19 protein-coding genes and 1 riboswitch are annotated in these 20919 nt (G+C 62.2%); of the genes, 10 read left to right on the top strand and 9 right to left on the bottom strand.

Features of this window, described 5'->3' with window-relative positions:
- Positions 1 to 232: 232 nt before the first annotated feature.
- The 3 genes from DBR00_RS06385 to DBR00_RS06375 are packed head-to-tail and all read right to left on the bottom strand — an operon-like array spanning position 233 to position 3298.
- Positions 233 to 1330 carry an extracellular solute-binding protein gene (locus DBR00_RS06385; RefSeq protein ID WP_108488447.1) on the bottom strand — a complete coding sequence of 366 codons (1098 nt, stop codon included), beginning with the start codon at positions 1328 to 1330 and terminating at the stop codon, positions 233 to 235.
- A 2-nt stretch (positions 1331 to 1332) separates the two neighbouring features.
- Entirely contained in the window at positions 1333 to 2241 is a 909-nt protein-coding gene (gene aguB, locus DBR00_RS06380) for an N-carbamoylputrescine amidase (protein WP_108488448.1), read from the bottom strand.
- Between the two features lie 4 nt (positions 2242 to 2245).
- A complete protein-coding gene (locus DBR00_RS06375; protein WP_108488449.1) occupies positions 2246 to 3298 on the bottom strand; it encodes an agmatine/peptidylarginine deiminase in 1053 nt (350 codons plus the stop codon).
- Positions 3299 to 3431: 133 nt separating this feature from the next.
- On the opposite strand from DBR00_RS06375, the gene DBR00_RS06370 reads away from it, so the two are divergent.
- Positions 3432 to 4298 (top strand): LysR substrate-binding domain-containing protein, encoded by an 867-nt coding sequence (locus tag DBR00_RS06370; protein WP_108488450.1) that lies wholly within the window; start codon positions 3432 to 3434, stop codon positions 4296 to 4298.
- Here the strand turns inward: DBR00_RS06370 and amn are convergent.
- The 5 genes from amn to DBR00_RS06345 all read right to left on the bottom strand — a co-directional run bounded on the left by amn (position 4295) and on the right by DBR00_RS06345 (position 12169).
- Entirely contained in the window at positions 4295 to 5767 is a 1473-nt protein-coding gene (gene amn / locus DBR00_RS06365; RefSeq protein WP_108488451.1) for an AMP nucleosidase, read from the bottom strand. The two genes, DBR00_RS06370 and amn, sit on opposite strands and share 4 nt — an antisense overlap.
- Positions 5768 to 5886: 119 nt before the next feature.
- Positions 5887 to 6567, bottom strand: a complete 681-nt coding sequence (locus DBR00_RS06360; protein ID WP_108488452.1) for an energy-coupling factor ABC transporter permease — start codon at positions 6565 to 6567, stop codon at positions 5887 to 5889.
- 54 nt (positions 6568 to 6621) lie between these two features.
- Positions 6622 to 6826, bottom strand: a riboswitch (cobalamin riboswitch).
- Between the two features lie 384 nt (positions 6827 to 7210).
- Entirely contained in the window at positions 7211 to 8863 is a 1653-nt protein-coding gene (locus DBR00_RS06355; RefSeq protein WP_108538026.1) for an acyl-CoA dehydrogenase family protein, read from the bottom strand.
- Positions 8860 to 9513 carry a TetR/AcrR family transcriptional regulator gene (locus tag DBR00_RS06350; RefSeq protein ID WP_108486970.1) on the bottom strand — a complete coding sequence of 218 codons (654 nt, stop codon included), beginning with the start codon at positions 9511 to 9513 and terminating at the stop codon, positions 8860 to 8862. Before DBR00_RS06350 ends, DBR00_RS06355 begins: the two co-directional genes overlap by 4 nt.
- 274 nt (positions 9514 to 9787) lie before the next feature.
- Entirely contained in the window at positions 9788 to 12169 is a 2382-nt protein-coding gene (locus tag DBR00_RS06345) for a hybrid sensor histidine kinase/response regulator (RefSeq protein ID WP_108486969.1), read from the bottom strand.
- 222 nt (positions 12170 to 12391) lie between these two features.
- On the opposite strand from DBR00_RS06345, the gene DBR00_RS06340 reads away from it, so the two are divergent.
- The 5 genes from DBR00_RS06340 to DBR00_RS06320 all read left to right on the top strand — a co-directional run bounded on the left by DBR00_RS06340 (position 12392) and on the right by DBR00_RS06320 (position 16480).
- Positions 12392 to 13186, top strand: a complete 795-nt coding sequence (locus DBR00_RS06340) for a hydroxymethylpyrimidine/phosphomethylpyrimidine kinase (RefSeq protein WP_108486968.1) — start codon at positions 12392 to 12394, stop codon at positions 13184 to 13186.
- Positions 13187 to 13211: 25 nt separating this feature from the next.
- A complete protein-coding gene (gene thiE / locus DBR00_RS06335; protein WP_108486967.1) occupies positions 13212 to 13838 on the top strand; it encodes a thiamine phosphate synthase in 627 nt (208 codons plus the stop codon).
- Between the two features lie 53 nt (positions 13839 to 13891).
- Positions 13892 to 15181, top strand: coding sequence for a glutamate-1-semialdehyde 2,1-aminomutase (gene hemL / locus DBR00_RS06330; protein ID WP_108486966.1), 1290 nt, complete (start codon positions 13892 to 13894; stop codon positions 15179 to 15181).
- Positions 15181 to 15825, top strand: coding sequence for a hypothetical protein (locus DBR00_RS06325; RefSeq protein WP_108486965.1), 645 nt, complete (start codon positions 15181 to 15183; stop codon positions 15823 to 15825). Before hemL ends, DBR00_RS06325 begins: the two co-directional genes overlap by 1 nt.
- Before the next feature lie 103 nt (positions 15826 to 15928).
- The gene (locus tag DBR00_RS06320; RefSeq protein WP_108486964.1) at positions 15929 to 16480 is read left to right on the top strand and encodes a tetratricopeptide repeat protein; all 552 of its coding nucleotides are present in this window, start codon (positions 15929 to 15931) and stop codon (positions 16478 to 16480) included.
- Between the two features lie 160 nt (positions 16481 to 16640).
- Here DBR00_RS06320 and DBR00_RS06315 read toward each other — a convergent pair whose 3' ends face one another.
- On the bottom strand, positions 16641 to 16964 hold the full coding sequence (locus DBR00_RS06315; protein ID WP_108486963.1) for a DUF1820 family protein: 324 nt from the start codon (positions 16962 to 16964) through the stop codon (positions 16641 to 16643).
- A 134-nt stretch (positions 16965 to 17098) separates the two neighbouring features.
- Here DBR00_RS06315 and miaB point away from each other — a divergent pair, with 134 nt between their 5' ends.
- From miaB to DBR00_RS06295, 4 genes are all read left to right on the top strand, one after another.
- Positions 17099 to 18442 (top strand): tRNA (N6-isopentenyl adenosine(37)-C2)-methylthiotransferase MiaB, encoded by a 1344-nt coding sequence (miaB, locus tag DBR00_RS06310; RefSeq protein ID WP_108486962.1) that lies wholly within the window; start codon positions 17099 to 17101, stop codon positions 18440 to 18442.
- Positions 18443 to 18530: 88 nt separating this feature from the next.
- On the top strand, positions 18531 to 19535 hold the full coding sequence (locus DBR00_RS06305; protein WP_108486961.1) for a PhoH family protein: 1005 nt from the start codon (positions 18531 to 18533) through the stop codon (positions 19533 to 19535).
- On the top strand, positions 19528 to 19986 hold the full coding sequence (gene ybeY, locus DBR00_RS06300; RefSeq protein WP_108486960.1) for an rRNA maturation RNase YbeY: 459 nt from the start codon (positions 19528 to 19530) through the stop codon (positions 19984 to 19986). Before DBR00_RS06305 ends, ybeY begins: the two co-directional genes overlap by 8 nt.
- A gap of 54 nt (positions 19987 to 20040) precedes the next feature.
- A complete protein-coding gene (locus DBR00_RS06295) occupies positions 20041 to 20880 on the top strand; it encodes an HlyC/CorC family transporter (protein WP_108486959.1) in 840 nt (279 codons plus the stop codon).
- Positions 20881 to 20919: the final 39 nt, after the last annotated feature.

Raw genomic sequence — 20919 nt, 5'->3', positions numbered from 1 at the left:
CCCGCCGGTCTGCACCGTTCTCGGCGTCTGGTCTCCCCTCCATGGGATGCTGCTCCACAGCCGCCACAGGCGGTTGTACGCGTTACTCTTGCTGGCGGCCGAAAGCCCCTAAATCGATGCGTCATGCCCCTGTTGTTGCGGCCGACGCGGCAGCACGCTGCCGCCTTAGCGCACCCGAGGCATTGCAGTTGGCCGACCGAGGGCCTCAGGGGGTACGAGCAGTCAGGCCAAACTAGAGGTCAGACTTGAACGTGCTCCAGGCACGCATCCGCGCGCGCATATCGCGCTGCGGGATGTCCTTGCCGGGAATCAGCCGTGCGTAGGTGGTTTCATCGGCATAGAGGTCGGGGTTGTTGCGCATATCCTCCGCCACCAGTGGTCGGGCCTTGGCGCTGGAGGTGGGATACCCGGTGGCATTACTGATGGCCGCCATGTTCTCGGGACGCATGATGAAATTGATCAGCGCATAGGCATGTTCCGGGTGCTGGGCATCTGCCGGGATGGCCATGGTGTCCATCCAGATGGTGCTGCCCTGAACAGGTATGCGGTAACCAAAGGTAATCTCCGCGCCTGCTTCGTCAGCGGTGCGCTGAGCCTGGGTCATATCACCGCTGTAGCCGAGCGACAGGCAGATCTCGCCATTCACCAACTGCGTGACCGGCTGTGACTGGAACTTGCGGATATAGGGCTTGATGCTTTTCAGCAACGTCAGCGCCTCGGCCAGCTCATGCTCTTTGCCGCTGCGCGGTTCATGCCCCAGGTAATTGAGCACCACGGCCAGCACTTCATCGGGCGAGTCAATCATTGAGATGCCACAGTCGGCGAACTTGGCCGCCAGTTCAGGCTTAAACAACATGTCCAGACTATTGACCGGCGCATTGGGCATGCGCTGCTCAATCATTTGCGTGTTGTAGGTCAATCCGATCGAGCCCCAGGTGTAGGGCACCGTGGCGTGTCGCGAATACGGGTACTGGGTCTGCAGAGTACGCAAGCCAGGCTCGATATCGTCCAGATGCTCCAGCTTGCTCTTGTCCAACTTTTTAAGAGCACCGGCACGCATCAGCCGTTCGGCCACGGTGTCACCGGGGAAAATAAGGTCATAACCGCTGCGTCCGGACATCATCTTGGCTTCCAGCGTCTCACTGCTGTCCATCACGTCGTAGATCACGCGAATGCCCGTTTCACGGGTGAAGTTGGCCAGGGTGTCCTCGGCGAAATAGTCGGCCCAGTTATACAGACGCAGGGTCTTTTCCTCGGCCTGCGCCCAGGCCTGTGAGTACGACAGGGCGAAGCCCAGCGAGCCAATCAATAAGGCTTTTGCAGGTTTCATCATCAGACTCCTTGAGGGTTCCAGCGTACATGGGTGTGCCGTCCGTCCAGACCTAGCAGCGGCCCGTACATTTCCGGCCGACGGTCGCGGTAGACGCCCCAGGTCAGGCGCTCTTCGCGCATGGCTGCCAAGTCCAGTTCACGGACCAGCACACCGCTGGTGTCGCGGTCGGCTTCAGCCAGCAGCTTGCCCTTGTGGTCGGTGATAAAGGACGAGCCGTAGAAGCTCATCTGCAACGCCGGGTCGGTGGTCGCCACTTCACGGCCGACACGGTTGGCGGCAATCACCGGCATGATGTTGGCGGCCGCGTGGCCACGCTGGGTCAGCTGCCAGTGATCACGCGAGTCCAGCGCTGCAGCGCCCGGCTCGGAGCCGATGGCCGTGGGGAACAGCAACACTTCGGCACCCTGCAGGGCCAGGCAGCGGGCCGTCTCGGGGAACCACTGATCCCAGCAGATACCCACGCCGATGCGACCGAAGGCGGTGTCCCAGACACGGAAGCCGGTATCGCCTGGGCTGAAGTATTCCTTCTCCTGATAGCCGATGGCGTTGGGGATATGTGTCTTGCGATACACCCCGAGCAGACGGCCATCGGCATCGGCCACGGTCAGCGAATTGAAGTAGGCATTGCCGGCCTTCTCGAACCAGGACAGCGGCAATACCACACCCAACTCACCAGCCAGCGCGGCGAAGCGCTTGAGCAGCGGACTGCTCTTGTACTCTTCGGCCAGCGCCAGGTGCTTGTGGTCCTGCTCGATGCAGAAATACGGGGTGGCGAACAGCTCCTGCAGCAGGATCAGTTGCGCGCCTTTAGCAGCGGCTTCACGCACCAGGCGCTCGGCGTGGTCGAGGTTCTGCTCCAAGTTCCAGCTGCAGGCAAACTGGGTGGTGGCGACAGTCAGCTTACTCATGACCTCACCCCTTCAACGGCCAGGCCGGCTGCTGCTGGGTAATGCAATGCACACCGCCACCGCCATGGGCCAGTTGGTTGATCTGCACCGGAACCACTTCGCGGCCCGGGAAGGCCATGCGCAGGGTAGCGGCCGCCTCATCATCGGCGGCAATGCCGTAAGCCGGCATGATGATGGCGCCATTGCAGATGTAGAAGTTGGTGTAGGAGGCACAGAACACTTCCGCCTCGGTGTCCACGGCGTCGGTGGCCTCATACAGGTCGATCAGCTCGAACTGACGACCACGGGCATCGGTAGCCAGCTCCAGGGCGCGACGGTTCTCACGCACCACCTCGGCATAGACCGAACCCTTGTCATGGGTGGCGTCGACCAGCAGCGCACCCGGCTTGGCGAAGGCGCACACACCATCCACATGGCCGTCGGTCATGTCGCCGGTGACGTATTGCGGATCGCCCGGCAGCCAGATGGTCTTCTTCACGCCCAGCAGGCGGGTGAAGACCTCTTCCATCTCGGCCTTGCTCATGCCCGGATTGCGGTTGGGGTTGAGCAGTACCGATTCGGTGGTGATCAGGGTGCCCTCGCCATCCACATGGATGGCGCCACCTTCATTGCTCAGCGGTGTGCCGAAGCACTCCAGACCCAGGCCGTTGAGGATGCGCCGGGCCAGGCTCTCGTCCAGATCATGCGCGGACTTGCCACCCCAGGCATTGAAGCGCCAGCTCACACCGGCCAGCCCCAACTGCGGATGGCAGACAAAGCTGGGGCCGGAGTCACGGCACCAGCTGTCATTGATGGCCAGTTCGATCAGCTCGATATTGGCACCACACAGCTCGCGGGCACGCGCCACAGCTGACGGGTCGACCACCATTTTCACCGGTTCGAAGCGCGCAATGGCGTTGGCCACGCGGGCAAAATCAACCTGCACCTCGGCCAGAGTCACGCCCCAGCCCGACTCCCAGAGCGCTTTATTGTGCGGGAAGGCCATCCAGGTGGCGGCATGTGGAACCCATTCGGCGGGCATAAACCAGGAGTTTGCTGCGACTGCGTTATGCTGCATACAAGTGCCTTCAGTTAAGTCATTGTTATCACTTAAAACCGCGAATGCGGAGATGACTTCCATGCTAGGCCTGTAAAAATGCGGCAACAAACGATAGATTTTGCACACTTCTGATTAGCAGGACTTATCAATCATGCTCAAGCACTGGCCACCATTGAATGCCCTGCGCGGCTTCGAAGCCGCCGCACGTCTGGGCAGCTTCCACAAGGCTGCCGAGGAGCTGCACCTGACCCAGTCCGCTATCAGCCAGCAGATCCGCAGCTTGGAAAGCTTTCTCGAACAGCCGCTGTTCTTCCGCAGTGGCCGCAGCGTCAGCCTGACGGATGCCGGGCACGACTTGCTCAGCACCACGCAATCGCTGCTGCAGCAACTGGCCGTGGGCATCCGTCGCCTGGAGCAATACCGCAAGCCCAATCAACTGGTGGTCAACACCACACCTGCATTCGCTCGCCATTGGCTGGTGCCGCGCCTGGGCGAATTCCATCGCCTGCACCCGGAAATCGACCTGTGGCTGTTCACCAGCGATGACGTACCGGACATGGCCGCACAAACCATCGACATCGCGGTGCGCGACGACCTCAGCGCTCAAGCCGAATGCAGCTTTCGCGTACTGCTGGAAGATCGGCTCTACCCGGCCTGCCACCCGGCTTTATGGGCAACGGCGCACAGCGAACGCACCACCTTGCATGGCGAACGGGAAATGGACTGGAGCCATTGGGCGGTTCAAGGTGGCATGGACGTGGGCCAGCAGAGTCACGGGCTGAACTTCTCCGACCCCGGCCTGCTGCTGGATGCCGCCAGCCAGGGCCTGGGCATCGCCCTGGTCAGCCAGTTGCTGGCTGACCAGGTACGGCGTAACGGCCTGCTGCAACCGTTGGTGGAACAGACGGTGCGCGGCCCCAACTGGGCCTGGCTGGTGCACCGCGACAGCGAAAGCGACCCACTGACTCGCAGTTTCTGCATCTGGCTGCAGCAGGCTCTGAGCCACAGCGCAGATTAGCGGAACGGCGGCTCATCAAAGCTGCGCAGCTTGCGTGAGTGCAGCGAGTTGAGCTGGCTGCGCATCAGTTCCAGCGCGGTGATGCCGATGTGCAGGTGCTGGGTCACCGCGCGCTCGTAGAAGGCACCGGCCGCACCGGGCAGCTTGATCTCGCTGTGCAGCGGTTTGTCCGACACGCACAGCAGCGTGCCGTAGGGCACCCGCAGGCGATAACCTTGCGCGGCGATGGTGCCGCTTTCCATGTCCACCGCCACGGCACGGGACAGGTTGATCAACGGTCGTTCCTGCGCCCAGCGCAGCTCCCAGTTGCGGTCGTCATAGGTCAGCACGGTACCGGTACGCAGGCGCTTCTTCAGCTCATCGCCCTCTTCACCGGTCACCAGTTTGGCCGCTTCCTGCAACGCCTGCTGCACCTCGGCCAGCGCGGGTAGCGGGATATGCGGCGGCAATACGCGATCAAGGATGCCGTCGCGGCGCATGTAGGCGTGAGCCAGCACGTAGTCACCGATGGTCTGCGACTGACGCAGGCCACCACAGTGGCCAATCATCAGCCAGCAATGCGGGCGCAGCACGGCCAAATGGTCGGTGATGTTCTTCGCGTTGGACGGGCCGACGCCAATGTTGACCAGGGTGATACCGTGGCCATCGTCTGTTTGCAGGTGATAGGCCGGCATCTGATAACGGTGCCAGATGACGTTCTCGATGATGGCCTGCATCTCGCCTTCGGCCATGCCGCGCTCGATCACCACATTGCCCGGCAGCACCATGCGCGTGAAGCGCGATTCGCCCACCAGCATATCCAGACCATGGCGAATGAACTGGTCAACGTAACGGTGGTAGTTGGTCAGCAAAATCCACGGCTGCACATGCCGCCAGTCGCTGCCGGTGTAATGCACCAGACGGCGCAGGGAGAAATCCACCCGCGCCGCATCGAACAGCGCCAGCGGCAGCGGGTCGGTGTTTTCCCAGTCATACAGGCCGTCGGCGGTGCCATCGGTGGCGGCGGACAGGTCGGTGCTGGGGAATACGCGCGCCAGCTCGGCGGCGGTGACCCCGGAGCCGGCCAGCTCATCGCCCTGCTCGACCACGTACGGATACGGAATGTTCTGCTGGCTGATGCCGACTTCCACGCGCACGGTGAAGTCGCTCATCAAGGGGCGCAGCTGCTCCAGCAGGTATTTGCGGAATGCCGCGGGATGGGTCACGGTGACGCTGTAGGTGCCCGGCACTTGCACCTTGGCATAGGCGCGCACGGTCGTCGGCACTTCGCCCTGACACAGGTAGGTCAGACGTAATTCGGGGTAGCGGAACTGACACTGCTGCGCAGAGTCGGGTTTGCTGCGCTCTTTCAGGTAACGCTTGAGCGCCTGACTGAGCGCGCGGGTGGCCTGCTGGTGCAGCGCGGCGAGGCGGTCCACCGCCTCTTCGGCGGTGGTGGCGACAACGAAGTCATCGGAACAAAGGCTCACAAGGCATCTTCCTGGCTGATCGGACAGGCTCTATCTTGCCCTGATCCGCCGCGTTTGGGATAGCGCAAGATCACCCGTGGACACCCACCCGGCGGCAGCCGCCGGGTCTGGCGTCAGCCTCAGGCAGCCTGATGCAGACGCACGTTGAACAGCGGCCCACGGCTATAAGCGGACAGCGCCTTGGCGGCAGCCAGCACACCCAGATCGACCAGTGGCTCGATCAGAATGACGCTCATATAGGCCAGGCCGAAACTGCCCACGGCGGCCAGGTTCTCGCCGGAGAAACCATTCCCGTAGAACGCCCAGAAGCCGACCCAGGCGACAATGCCACCCTGATAGGCCGTCGACAGCGCCAGTGCCTGCTTGTAGGAAAGGTCCACATAGGCGGTACCCGGCGCGATGATGCGCTTGGCCAGCAGGCTGATCGCCCACAGCGGCACCAGCAGCGTCGTAACGTTCATGCCGTACTGCGGCAAGTCAAATTGAGCGAACAGCAGCCCTTGCAGCAACAGGCCGAACGCCAGCCCCATCGCCGCGGCACCTGCGCCGAACAGCAGCAGCAGGGTCGAACCGAGGATCAGATGCACCTCGGAAACCCCGACCGCGTGGTGCGGAAATACTTCGAAGAAACAGAACACCAGGGCAGTGGTCAGCACGCTGCGTAATGCCAGGGCGGCAGCGCCGCCATTGTTGCGCACGCTGTCGAGCGCAAGCTTGGCACAGAGGCCAAAGGCACCTGCAGCGGTGGCATAACTAAGAAAGATTTTGGCGCCAGTAACGACTTCTGGTTCGATGTGCATTGAGATTCCTGTACCGCGCCCACCGCGCGATGATCCGGATTGAGGGAATGGGCATAAACGCCCGGCTTCGATGGCAGGTCTCCTGGCTCACGGCTTGATACTCCACCCGCCTTCCCAACCTTGCGGTCAGTGGCATCCGGGCGTCGCTCGCCGTTTACAGTTGCGGGGGCAGCCAGGGCATTGGCGACGTGCGCTTCACCCTGTTCCCTTTTCATCCAGTCGCATCACACGAGCTGGAACCATCGGCGGCCACCTTACCCGGCGGCCGTGAGAAATGACAGAGCCCGGCGCAGAGGCCGGGCTCAAGGTGAAACGTTCAAGAAGTCAGTCCGCGCATACCGGCAAAGCAAACGCCTCAGAGCCGGCTTACGATCTAGTGGGCCAGAGTCCTGCAAGGCGTTACGTTAGCAACAGCCAACAGCGGCTCAAAACAGACAAGAAACGCAGCGCAGCAAAGTAACAGCCAACGGCTGGCCCTTAGGGTGAGCGCAGCGAATCAAGCGGACGGGGCTCGCACACGGGTGTACTTTTGTACACGAGCATTACGCGTTTCACTCGCCCTTCGGCGCGCGTTAACCGCACGCGGCCGCCGAGTCTGTTTTTAACGCTGAGGACCTGCACGCAGCAGATCGCAAGTCGGTGCTCAGATCAGGTGCGGTGTACTGCGCGCCACCAGCGCCTCGACATTCACCCCACGCGGCAGAGTGCCGTAGACCCGCCCACCCTGACCGCCCAGGCGGCTGGCGATAAAGGCATCGCTCACCACGGCATTGCCGGCTTCCAGCAGCAGTTTGGCTTGCAGGGCCAGGGCCACGTCTTCGGTCAGTTGCCGGGCGCGGTATTGGATGTCGGCAGTGTCGCGGAAGTCCACCTGGAGTTTTTCGATATGGGCGTTGAGGCGGGCATCACCGTGGCCATTGCCCAACTCGGCAAACAGCGCGTCGAGTACGCCTGGTTCCTTGGACAGCGCGCGCAGCACGTCCAGGCACTGCACGTTACCCGAACCTTCCCAGGTGGAGTTGACCGGTGCTTCGCGGTACAGGCGCGGCAGGATGGTGTCCTCGACATACCCGGCGCCGCCCATGCATTCGGCGGCCTCGTTGATCATGGCGGGCGCACGCTTGCAGATCCAGTACTTGCCCACGGCGGTGACCAGGCGGGCGAACTTGTCTTCCTGCTCGTCATGCGGGTTATCCAGCGCCTTGCCCATGCGCAGGGTCAGCGCCAGCGCCGCTTCGCTTTCCAGCGCCAGGTCGGCCAGCACGTTTTGCATCAGCGGCTGCTCGCTCAGCACGCGGCCACCGACTTGGCGGTGCGCACAATGGTGCGCGGCCTGGGTCAGGGCCTGACGCATCAGGGCGCTGGAGCCGATCATGCAGTCGAAACGGGTCAGCGCGACCATTTCAATAATGGTCGGCACACCCCGGCCTTCTTCGCCGACCATCCAGGCCAGGGCACCGCGGAATTCCACCTCACTGGAGGCGTTGGACCAGTTGCCCAGTTTGTTCTTCAGGCGCTGCACGTAGAACTCATTGCGCGTACCGTCCGGGCGGTGACGCGGCAGCAGGAAGCAGGTCAAGCCCTTGCTGGTGTACGCCAACGTGAGGAAGGCATCGCACATCGGCGCCGAGCAGAACCACTTGTGGCCGACCAGTTCATAAGCTTGACCAGGGCCACCGAAACCCACCGGGTAGGCACGGGTGGTGTTGGCGCGCACATCGGTGCCGCCCTGCTTCTCGGTCATGGCCATGCCGATGGTCGCACCGGTTTTCTGCTCGATCGGCAGGTTGCGCGGGTCGTATTGCGTGGCGAGGATTTTCGGCAACCAACGCTCGGCCACATCGGCCTGCAATTTGAGCGCCGGCACGCTGGCGAAGGTCATGGTCAACGGGCAACCGCTGCCGGCTTCGGCCTGGCTGTGCAGATAGCTCATGGCAGCGCGCGCCACCTGGGCACCAGCGCGCGGATCGGTCCAGGGCATGGACGGCAGGCCGTGTTCAATGGCGGCGCTCATCAGCTGGTGATAGGCCGGGTGAAACTCCACCAGGTCCGCACGGTGACCATAGCGGTCGTGACTCTTGAACACCGGCTTGTTCTCGTTGGCGAGAAAACCAGCGGCCATCAGCTCACCACCGGCCAGCGCGCCATACACATCCAGGCGCTGCTCGGCCCAACCGCCGCCGAAGCGCTTGCTCCACTCCTGCAGCGGCAGGTCAACGCGGTACAGGTTGGCACCATCCAACGGTGGCACCTGGTTGAACACTTCATGGGTTTCGGCGTGTTGACTGGCGTTCATGGCTGAGGCTCCTCTTCGGGCAATGGGGCGCCCACGGCGCGTAGACAAAAGGTGATCAGGGCCTGGCTGACTTCGGCCAGACTGGGGGCGGGATAACCGGCTTCGCGGGCCGCACGGGCGGGCGGCGATAACGGACCGACCAGGGCTTCGGCAATGGCGCCGACCAGGCAGGCAGCGGCCAGGTTGATTGGCTGCACACGGAACACGCCTTGACCGACGCCCTCCTGCAGCAATTCGACGAACAGATCGGCATAGGCTTCGCGGTAGAACAAGCGTTGTTCATCCACCTGCGGATCCACCGGCTCGGCAATCAAAGCGAAGGCCAACTGGCGACTGCCCCAAGCCCGCGCAGCAAACCGCTCCAGCCCATCGGCCAGGCGCTGCACCGGGCTGCCCGGCCCGCGCACGGTGGCCGCCAGGGCATCGACCTCACGTTGACTGGCCACGGCAAAAACTTCCGCCGCCAGCTCGCCCTTGTTCTGCACATGGCGGTACAGGCTACCGGTGGCAATGCCGACATCGTCAGCCAACGCCTGCATGGTCAGTGCGGCAAAGCCGCCGTCGGCGACCCGCGCCAGGGCGGCGTTGATGATGCGCTCGCGCAGCGCCTGATCGCGGTCGACACGCAGTGCAGTGGTACGGTAAGCCATGATCTGAATCCTGATTCACTATTGCGCAAGTGAATCAGGATTCAGAGTTTGGCTAAAGGGCGATTCCGGGCACAACAGCGGGCATATTGGCCAGCTGCTGGCGCATTCAACTCAATAATAAATTTACGACCTCGCGAGCTAGAGCCCTACAAGGCGCTACGTTAGTAACAGCCAATGGCTGGCCCATAGGGTAAGCGCAGCGAATCAAGCGGACTGGGCTCGCATCCGAGCCTGCTTTTAACGCAGTAGGGCCGACGCGCAGCAGAGCGCAAGATCAGGCCTCGCGGCAGAGCACCCAGTCATGCAGCAGGCTGCGCAACTGCTCGAACTTCACCGGCTTGGCCAGGTAATCGCTCATGCCAGCAGCCAGGCAGCGTTCGCGGTCGCCGCTGTGGCTGTGGGCGGTAATCGCCAACACCGGCAGCAACTGGCAGCCGGGCAGGTTGCGCAGCGCCCGACAGGTGGCAAAACCGTCCATCACCGGCATCTGGCAATCCAGCAGCACCGCGTCAATGGTTTCGTTACGCAGCACCTCAAGGGCCTCAGCACCATTATCGGCAGTGCGCACCTGATAACCGAGCTTGAGCAGCATGCCGCGAGTTACCAGTTGGTTGATCGCGTTGTCTTCGACGATCAGTACCGTACATTGCTCCGGCTGCCGCAGCGCCAGGCCCTTACTTCGTGGTGGCCGCGGTGCCGGAGCAGCCACCTGGACCGGCAAAGCCAGCGGCAGATCCAGGCGGAAGCAGCTGCCCTGCCCCGGATGCGACTCATGAGTGAGATCGCCACCAAGCAGATCAACCAGCTGCCGGCAGATCGCCAGGCCGATACCCAGACCGCCATATTCGCGGGTCATCGAGCCATCGAGCTGCTGGAAACGTTGATAGAGCTTACCCTCGGCCGGCACGCTGAAGCCGACACCGGTGTCGATCACCTCGATACGCAATGGCAGGCTCTCGTTGGCCACCCCGCGCCGCGAGACGCGCACCCGCACCTCACCGTGCGGCGTGAACTTGATGGCGTTATCCAGCAGACAATTAAGTGCCTGCAGCAATTTGCTGGCGTCGCCTTCAAGGGTGTCGGGCAAGCTGTCATCCAGCTCCAGGACAAAGCGCAGGCCCTTCTCTTCAGCGCGCGGCGCGTACTGCGCACGCAGGCTGTCAAACAGGCCGCGCAGGCTGAACGGCTCACGGCGTGGGTACAAACGCCCGGCCTGCAATTCGGTGAGGGCGAGGATGTCATTGACCATACGCATCATGTCGCGGGCCGAGCTCGCAGCGGTGCGTTGGTAATGCGCCAGCTCACCGTCGATCTCCAGCATCTGCATCAACTCCAGCGAACCAATCACCCCGTTCATCGGCGTGCGCAACTCGTGGGTGACGGTGGCGAGGAACTCATCCTTGAGGCGGTTGCTGTTGGCCAGTTCCTGGTTGAAGGCTTCGAGCTTGAGCCCGGCCTCCTGGAGGATGCGCGTGCGCTCCTCCTTCATCGCATTGATGCGGTCGGCCAGGGCCAGTGAGAGCAGACCGACCTCAAGCGCCGAGCCAATCTGGCTGGCGTACATGGTGAGAAACATGTTCGGCAGGTAGCCCAGTACCATCAGGGTGTTGATCACCCCTCCGGCCAGAAAGGCGGTCCAGGCAATGATGAAGTAACGCGCCACGCGCATGCCGCGCATCCAGGCAAGGATGCCGGCACTGAAGATCACCACGGTAAAGCCCAGCGCCAGGTAGGTGGCCAAACGCAATGACAGGGCATAACTGGCCGTCAGCGCCAGGGTCATCACCAACACACCAGACCCCATCATCAGCAACAAGGCGCGGTCGACCCAAGGGCTGTGCTCGGCGGTATGCAGAAAGCTGCGGGCGAACTGGCAACCAAACAACGCGGCCGCACCAATCAGAAACGGCGTGGCGGCGTTCGCCCACCAGGGGCTGTTGGGCCAGAAATACTCGATCGCCGCACCGTTGACCGACAGCTGGTAGAAGCCAAACGAGGCGATATACAGGATGTAATACAGGTAGCTGGTGTCGCGTACGCTGAGGAATATAAACAGGTTGTAGATCAGCATCACCAGCAGCACGCCATAGATGATGCCCAGCACATAGATACGCGCTGGCTGTTCTTCCAGGTAGGCGTTGGGCGCCCAGAGGGTCAGCGGCGCCTGGATCGAGCCCTGGCTTTCCAGACGCAGAAAGACACGCTGCGGCTGCCCTGCTGGCAGTTGCAGTTCGAACAGGTAGTTGTGCTGTTTGATCTCGCGGCTGGAAAACGGCAGGGCATCGCCGGTGTGCTGACGCAAGTGATAACGGCCTGCCGCATCAGGCAGGTATAGCTGCACATGGTCGAGCGGCGGGTAAGCCAACTCCAGCAGCCAGGGCTGAGTGACGCTGCCTTGCTGGGGGCGGTACTCAAGATCCAGCCTCAGCCAGAACACCGAGCGCGAATAACCGGCATTCAGTACACCCTTGTCATGCTGGCGAAAGCTGCCCTGCAGAGCGGGCGAGGTGATGTCGTCAATGCTCGCATCGCCTCGCACATCTTCGAACACCGCCATCGCCGTACCGAGCGGCAGGCTGCGGGTATGCTCATCAAAAACCAATGCACCGGCCAACCCTGGTACCAGCAAGAAGAAACACAAAAAGATGTAATGCATGCCGCTCAGCCAGGGTTGGCCAGCCGTGCCGTGACCGGCTGCTGGAACGATGTTTTAAGAAGGTAGGAACTCTAGCATAGGCATTTGCGCCTGAGACTCCGATCACCCGACAGACACTGAGACTTTTTCAACAGCACAAGCGCCCGCCGGCAATCACCGCCCTAGCGCTTTGATGTCGCGTCGGGGTCTGCAAAGCCTGGTTTGGTGGTAAGCTCGCGCACCATGAAAACGCCTACCTCTCGCCCCGTAGTGCTGTGCCTGTCCGGTCATGACCCCAGTGGGGGTGCCGGGCTGCAAGCCGATATCGAAGCCCTGCTCGCCCAAGGCTGTCACGCTGCCCCTACCGTGACCGCGCTGACCGTGCAGGACACCGTCAACGTTTCCGACTTCCGCGTGCTCGACCGCGACTGGGTCTTGGCCCAGGCCAATGCGGTTATCAATGACCTGCCGATCGAAGCGGTAAAGCTGGGCATGCTCGGCTCGGTCGAGATGGTCGAAACCGTACTGGAAATCATGCAGCGCCTGCCAGGTATTCCGCTGGTCTGTGACCCGGTGCTGCGTGCCGGTGGCGGCGGCGCATTGGGCAAGGACGAAGTTGGCTACGCCATGCGCGAGCGCCTGTTTGCCGTCTCGACCATCGCCACGCCCAATCTGCCGGAAGCGCGCATTCTCGCCGAGCTGCCGGACGGCAGTGCGGATGAGTGCGCCGAGAAACTCCTGCCGTATATCCAGCACCTGCTGATCACCGGCGGCCATGGCGATGAGCACGAAGTGCACAACCGCCTGTATTCGCGTGACGGCAGCCGCCACACCTTTACCTGCCAGCGCCTACCCGGCAGCTACCACGGCTCCGGTTGCACCCTGGCCAGCACCCTCGCCGGTCGCCTGGCACTGGGTCAGGAATTGGTCAGCGCCGTGCAGTTTGCCCTTGATTACACCTGGCGCACCCTGCGTGACGCCGAACAACCGGGCCACGGTCAGTACATCCCGCGTCGCCTGCCCCTGGACCTCTATTAATAGTAAGCCGCTGATGGAGTACCCGATGAAACTGCGTGGCCTGTATGCCATCACCGACAGCGAATTGCTCAAGGGCAGGCTGCTGCCCTACGTCGAGGCGGCACTCAAGGGTGGTGCAACGCTGCTGCAGTACCGCGACAAATCCAGCGATGACGCGCGACGCCTGCGTGAAGCCGAAGCCCTGCGTGAGCTGTGCAACCGCTATGGCGCTGCCCTGATCATCAATGACGACGCCGAACTGGCCGCGCGCCTGGGTGTAGGCCTGCATCTGGGCCAAGGCGACGGTTCGCTGTCCGCCGCCCGCGCGCTGCTAGGGCGCAAAGCAATTATCGGCGGCACCTGCCACGCCCAGCTGGAGCTGGCCGAAGCCGCCGCCAAGGAAGGCGTCAGCTATGTCGCCTTCGGCCGTTTCTTCAATTCCACCACCAAGCCCGGTGCACCGGCGGCTGATGTCGAGTTGCTGACGGCGGCGAAAACCAAGGTCAACCTGCCGATTGTCGCCATTGGCGGCGTAACGCTGGACAACGCCCCGGCGCTGATTGCCCACGGCGCCAGTATGGTTGCCGTGGTGCACGGCCTGTTTGGTGCTGACTCCGCCACCGAAGTCGAACGCCGCGCCCGCGCCTTTAGCGCCCTGTTCACCCCGAAATAATCCTTGTCAGGGGCAGCCCGACGCGCCCCAACACCCGCTTGAGAGGCCCTGCCATGTCCCGTTCCGAAACCCTCTTCGCCAACGCGCAAAAACACATCCCCGGTGGCGTCAACTCACCGGTGCGCGCGTTCAAAAGCGTCGGCGGCACGCCGCTGTTCTTCAAGCACGCCGAAGGCGCCTACGTCACCGATGAAGACGACAAGCGCTACGTGGATTATGTCGGCTCCTGGGGCCCGATGATCCTCGGCCACAGCCACCCAGAAGTCCTCGACGCAGTGCGCAACCAGTTGCAACACGGCCTGTCCTACGGCGCACCAACCGCCATGGAAACCGAGATGGCCGACCTGGTGTGCAGCCTGGTGCCGTCGATGGACATGGTGCGCATGGTCAGCTCCGGCACCGAGGCGACCATGAGCGCCATCCGCTTGGCCCGTGGTTACACCGGCCGCGACAACATCATCAAGTTTGAAGGCTGCTACCACGGCCATTCCGACAGCCTGCTGGTAAAAGCCGGCTCCGGCCTGCTGACCCAGGGCGTGCCAAGCTCGGCCGGCGTGCCGGCTGACTTCGCCAAACACACCCTGACCCTACCCTTCAACGACCTGGCGGCCGTCGAGCAGATGCTCAGCGAAGTCGGTTCGAGCGTCGCCTGCATCATCGTCGAGCCGGTGGCCGGCAACATGAACTGCGTGCCGCCTGCGCCAGGCTACCTGCAGGGCCTGCGCGAGCAGTGCGACAAACACGGCGTGGTGCTGATTTTCGACGAAGTGATGACCGGTTTCCGCGTTGCCCTCGGCGGTGCCCAGGCGTATTACGGCGTCACTCCGGACCTGACCACCTTCGGCAAGATTATCGGTGGCGGCATGCCGGTCGGCTGCTTTGGCGGCAAACGCGAAATCATGCATTGCATCGCCCCGCTCGGCCCGGTGTACCAGGCCGGCACCCTGTCGGGTAACCCGCTGGCCATGGCCGCCGGCCTGACTACTTTGCGCCTGATCAAACGCCCGGGCTTCCACGCCGAGCTGACCGACTACACCCGCCGCATGCTCCAGGGCTTGCAAGACCGCGCCGATGCGGCCGGCATTCCGTTCGTCACCACCCAAGCGGGCGGCATGTTCGGCCTGTACTTCAGCGGCGCCGACGACATCGTCACCTTTGAGGACGTGATGGCCAGCGACGCCGAGCGCTTCAAGCGTTTCTTCCACCTGATGCTCGATGGTGGCGTGTACCTGGCGCCCAGCGCCTTCGAGGCCGGTTTCACCTCCATTGCCCATGGTGATGCCGAGCTGAACATCACCCTGGACGCCGCTGAGCGGGCCTTTGCCGAGTTGAAGAACGCCTGATGCAGTACAGCACGGCACTCTCCGATGGCGTGCTGGCTTTAGCCTGCCTGGCCTGCGCAATCGCCATCGGCAAAGCCCGCAAGCAGTATGGCGAGAGCGATCAGCCGGCGTTGTTCTGCGCACTGCTGGGGTTTCTCCTACCGACCGCTGCTGCGACCGTTGGCGTGATTCGCTTTGGCATCGACCCCAGCGCGCAAGCCGCGCACCTGTGGCTAAGCCAGGCCAGCAGCTTTCTCGGCTTGCCGCTACTCGGCGCCGCCGCACTGGCCTTGGGCCGGGGCTGGCAATGGAGTCGCGTCAATTGGGGGCGCATCCTGCTCGGGTTGTGCGCGTTCTTCGAGTTATTCCGGCAGCTGAACCAGCTGGAGGATTACCGCCTGCTGCTCAACCTGGCGACCCTGCTGCTGATCCTCTACGCCGGCGCCATGCAATGGCCTGCACGCGCGCCTCTGGCGGCGGCGCTTGCGGTAGTCGGGTTGTTTCTGCTGGCCGGCCTGGCGGTGGGCACGGATGGATTTATCGGCTCGTTACGCCGGGTAGACCTGTTCCACGCCCTGCTGACGCCGGCCTATCCGCTGCTGGCCTGGCTGCTACTGAGTCTGCCCGCCAGCGCGAAAGATGGCCGCACGGAAGAAAACCGGTAAAGACTTTGTAAGAACGTCGCTGCTTATTTCATAATGTGACGGCTGCCGCGTCCCGGTGGCCAGGCACACCGCCTGTTGTGCATCCCGAGGTAAACGGATTTTCATGAAACGCACCGGCCGCACCCTGTCCCTGGGCTGCCTGTTGCTCCTGCTGCCACTGCTCGCCTCGGCGAGCGGTAACTCCTTGCTGATCCCCGCGCTTGGCAGCTGCTCACTCAACACCGCCCCCGAAGAACTGCCCGCCGCCCTTGAGGCCTGCCAACAAGCAGCGAGCAATGGCGATCTTCAAGCAGAGTTCGAACTGGGCGAGTTCTACTACGACGGCAAGCGCATCGAACGTGATCTCAGCCAGGCGCTGAAATGGTTCGAGCAGGCCTCGTTGCAGGGCCATGCGCAATCGCAGTACCGCCTGGGCATGATGTTCTTCCGTGGCGAAGGCGTACCGGCAAACGCCGTGCAGGCTTATATCGTACTGAAGATGGCGGCGGTGAACGGCTCGGACGAAGCCATGGACAGCGCCGACCTGATCGCCGCGCAGATGCCCCGCGATGAGCTGGAAATCGCCAGCCAGGTGCTCGGGCAGATCTTCCGCAACTACCTGCTGGAGTTGCAGAACGCCGATACCCTTACCTCGCCGTTCGCACCGCTGCCGTAGTCAAACCGTTTGGGCGTGAAGCGTAACGAGCAAAGAGCAGGCAAGGCGCTGCGTTAGTAACAGCCTTCGGCTGATCAAAACTGGCGAGGCAGCGGAATTTACTGGTGTAAATGAGCATGCCGAGCCAGTTTTTAACGCCGCATGGTCGAGCGCTGTAGCTTCACTTGTCAGGCATCGGCATAGGGAAGGGCATCACATTGCCACCGCCCTTGGCATCACTGATCTTCGGCGTACCCAGGCGTTCGACCTCATCGATGCGGATGATCGCATGCATGGGGATAAAGCTGCGTACCACACCGTCGAACTGCGCCTTGAGCTTTTCCTCGCTGGGGTCGACAACCACCTGGGTACGCTCGCCAAAGACGAATTCTTCCACTTCCAGAAAGCCCCACAGATCGCTCTGGAAAATCTGCTTGGCATACATCTCGTACACCTGACCCTGGTTGAGGAAAATCACCTTGTAGATGGGCTCGCGTTTGCTCATGGCTATACAGTTCGTACCGAGGGGGTTAATCGAAAGGGCGCGGATCATAGCATAGCCGCCGAGCAGCCAATGCTAGGAAGGCGCGCCTTCGCCCCCTATAATGCGCGGTTCTTCAACCCCCTTGTTGAGCACGCATGACCAAGAAGCTTTATATAGAAACCCACGGTTGCCAGATGAACGAGTACGACAGCTCGCGCATGATCGACCTGCTGGGTGAACATCAAGCCCTGGAAGTCACCGAACAGGCGGCAGATGCTGACATCATCCTGCTCAACACCTGTTCGATCCGCGAAAAAGCCCAGGACAAGGTGTTCTCGCAACTCGGCCGCTGGCAAAAGCTGAAGATTGCCAACCCCGACCTGGTGATCGGCGTTGGTGGCTGTGTGGCCAGCCAGGAAGGCGCGGCGATTCGTGATCGCGCACCCTACGTCGACGTGGTCTTCGGCCCGCAGACCCTGCACCGCCTGCCGGAAATGATCGACGCCGCGCGCAGCACCAAGATCGCTCAGGTGGATATCAGCTTCCCTGAAATCGAGAAGTTCGACCGCCTGCCCGAGCCGCGCGTGGATGGCCCAAGCGCTTATGTGTCGGTAATGGAAGGCTGCAGCAAGTACTGCACCTTTTGCGTGGTGCCCTATACCCGCGGTGAAGAAGTCAGCCGGCCGATGGCCGATGTACTGGCCGAGATCATTCACCTGGCCGAACACGGTGTGCGCGAAGTCACCCTGCTCGGGCAGAACGTCAACGGCTACCGCGGCGCAACTGCGAATGGGCAGATCGCCGACTTCGCCGAGCTGCTCTACGCCGTGGCCGCCATCGATGGTATTGACCGCATCCGCTACACCACCAGCCACCCGCTGGAGTTCTCCGACGCACTGATCCAAGCCCACGCAGAGATCCCGGAGCTGGTGAAGTACCTGCACCTGCCAGTGCAATCAGGCTCTGACCGCATTCTCGCGGCCATGAAGCGCAATCACACGGTGCTGGAATACAAGTCACGCATCCGCAAACTGAAAGCCGCCGTGCCGGACATTCTGATCAGCTCGGACTTTATCGTCGGCTTCCCCGGTGAAACCGAGAAAGACTTCGAGCAGACCCTGAAGCTGGTCGAGGATGTCGGTTTCGACTTCTGCTACTCCTTCGTCTACAGCGCGCGCCCCGGCACCCCGGCGGCCGACCTGCCCGACGACACCCCGCTGGAGTTGAAAAAACAGCGCCTGGCACTGCTGCAACACCGCATCACCCAGCAGGGTTTCGAGAACAGCCGACGCATGGCTGGCACTGTGCAGCGCATCTTGGTCAACGATTACTCGAAGAAGGACCCCGGCATGCTCCAGGGGCGCACCGAGAGCAATCGCGTGGTCAACTTCCGCAGCGACAACCCACGCCTGATCGGCCAGTTTGTCGACGTGCATATCGACGAAGCCATGCCCAACTCGCTACGCGGTACGCTGATCAGCGAAACCGTCTGCGACTAAAGGTGCAGCGGCCTGAGCTTCCCCCTCGCGGCCGCTGGCGCTATTCTTCAGTCCACTACCCCAGCCGACTGGCGGCCATCACACGACCTTGAACGCGCCCATAGAACCGCTTCGCTTTATCCTTGAACCCTTTGAGGCCCGCCGCTTCGCCAACCTGTGCGGCCAATTTGATGAGCACCTGCGCCTGATTGAACAGCGCCTGGGCATCGAATTGCGCAATCGCGGCAACCAGTTCGAACTGGTCGGTACCGCAGGGCAGACCCGCGCCGCCGAGCAACTGCTGCGCCGCCTCTACCGCGAAACCCAAAGCACCGAACTGTCGCCTGACCTGGTGCACCTGTTCCTGCAGGAATCCGGTATCGAGGAGCTGAGCAACCCGACCGTCGAAGCCAGCGTCGCCCTGCGCACCCGCAAGGGCATGATTCGCCCGCGCGGCGCCAATCAGCAGCGCTACGTCAAAGCCATCCTCGACCACGACATCAACTTCGGCATAGGCCCAGCCGGTACTGGCAAGACCTACCTGGCGGTGGCCTGCGCCGTGGACGCCCTGGAGCGCGAGCAGATTCGCCGCATCCTGCTGGTGCGCCCGGCGGTAGAGGCTGGCGAGAAGCTGGGCTTTTTGCCCGGCGACCTGTCGCAGAAGATCGACCCCTACCTGCGCCCCCTGTACGACGCGCTCTACGAGATGCTCGGCTTTGAGCAGGTGGCCAAGCTGATCGAGAAACAGGTGATTGAAGTCGCGCCGCTGGCCTATATGCGCGGCCGCACGCTGAACAACAGCTTTATCATCCTCGACGAAAGCCAGAACACCACGCTTGAGCAGATGAAGATGTTCCTCACCCGCATCGGCTTCGGCTCCACTGCAGTGATTACCGGCGATATCACTCAGGTCGACCTGCCGCGCGGCACCAAAAGTGGCCTGGCCCACGTGATCGACGTGTTACGTGACGTCCCAGGCATCAGCTTTACCCACTTCAAGCCCAAGGACGTGGTGCGCCATCCGTTGGTGCAACGCATCGTTGAAGCCTACGAGCGCTACGACAGCCGCGCCCAGGGCATGCCAGACAATGGCCAGAGTGATCGCAATGCTTGAACTTGATCTGCAGATCGCCAGCGATGCCGCCACCCTGCCGAGCGAAGCGCAGTTCCGCGCCTGGTGCGAGATCGCCCTGCGCCTGCGCAGCGCTGACTCCGAACTGACCATTCGCCTGGTCGATGAAGCCGAGGGCCGCGAACTCAATCACACCTGGCGTCATAAAGATTACGCCACCAACGTGCTCTCCTTCCCTGCGGATGTACCGGACGAGTTTTTGGATATCCCGCTGCTGGGCGACCTGGTGATCTGCGTACCGGTGGTCGAGCGCGAAGCCCAGGAGCAAGCGAAAACCAGCGAAGCGCATTGGGCGCATCTGGTGATCCACGGCTGTTTGCACCTGCTCGGCTATGACCATATCGAGGATGAGGAAGCCGAAGAGATGGAAGCGCTGGAACGAGAATTGCTGGCTGAGTTAGGGCATCCCGACCCTTACGCCGACCACGAATAAATGCCCCTCTACGCAAACCCAACTGAAATTACAAAAGGTTCCTGAGTAACCACCATGAGCGAAGACCGATCGAGCAACGAGCAGAAGTCCTGGTTTAACAGACTGACCCAGGCTTTTGCTCATGAGCCGAAAAACCGCAAGGAATTGCTGGAAGTGCTGCGCGAAGCGCACCAGAACAAGCTGCTCGACAGCGAAGCACTGGCCATCGTTGAAGGTGCAATTCAGGTCGCCGACCTGCAGGTTCGCGACATTATGGTGCCGCGCTCACAAATGATGAGCATCAAGGCCAATCAGTCGCCCAAGGAATTCCTGCCGGCGATCATCGAAGCGGCGCACTCGCGCTACCCGGTGGTGGGCGAAAGCCTCGACGATGTGGTCGGCATTCTCCTGGCCAAGGACCTGCTGCCGCTGATCCTCTCGGGCGAGCAGCCCAATTTCAATATCAAGGACCTGCTGCGACCGGCCACCTTTGTGCCCGAGTCCAAGCGCCTCAACGTGCTGCTGCGCGAATTCCGCGCCAACCACAACCACATGGCCGTGGTGATTGATGAGTACGGCGGCGTCGCTGGCCTGGTGACCATCGAGGACGTGCTTGAGCAGATCGTCGGCGATATCGAAGACGAGCACGACGTGGAAGAAGACAGCTACGTCAAACCACTGCCCTCCGGCGACTTCCTGGTCAAAGCGCTGACACCAATCGACAGCTTCAACGAAGCCTTCGACACCGCATTCTCCGACGATGAATTCGATACCGTCGGTGGTCTGGTGATGAGCGCCTTCGGCCACCTGCCCAAACGCAATGAAGTCACCGAGATCGGCGAGTTTCGTTTCCGCGTGCTCAACGCCGACAGCCGGCGCATTCATCTGCTGCGCCTGACGCCGATCAATAACTGATCCGCAGCCGGCCATCGACAACGGTGGTCGGCGGGCGAC

Origin of the sequence: Pseudomonas sp. HMWF032 (assembly GCF_003060885.1) — a bacterium.
Lineage (GTDB): Bacteria > Pseudomonadota > Gammaproteobacteria > Pseudomonadales > Pseudomonadaceae > Aquipseudomonas.
Note: the sequence above shows the minus strand (reverse complement) of the source record. Positions and strands in the feature narration are given on the sequence as shown.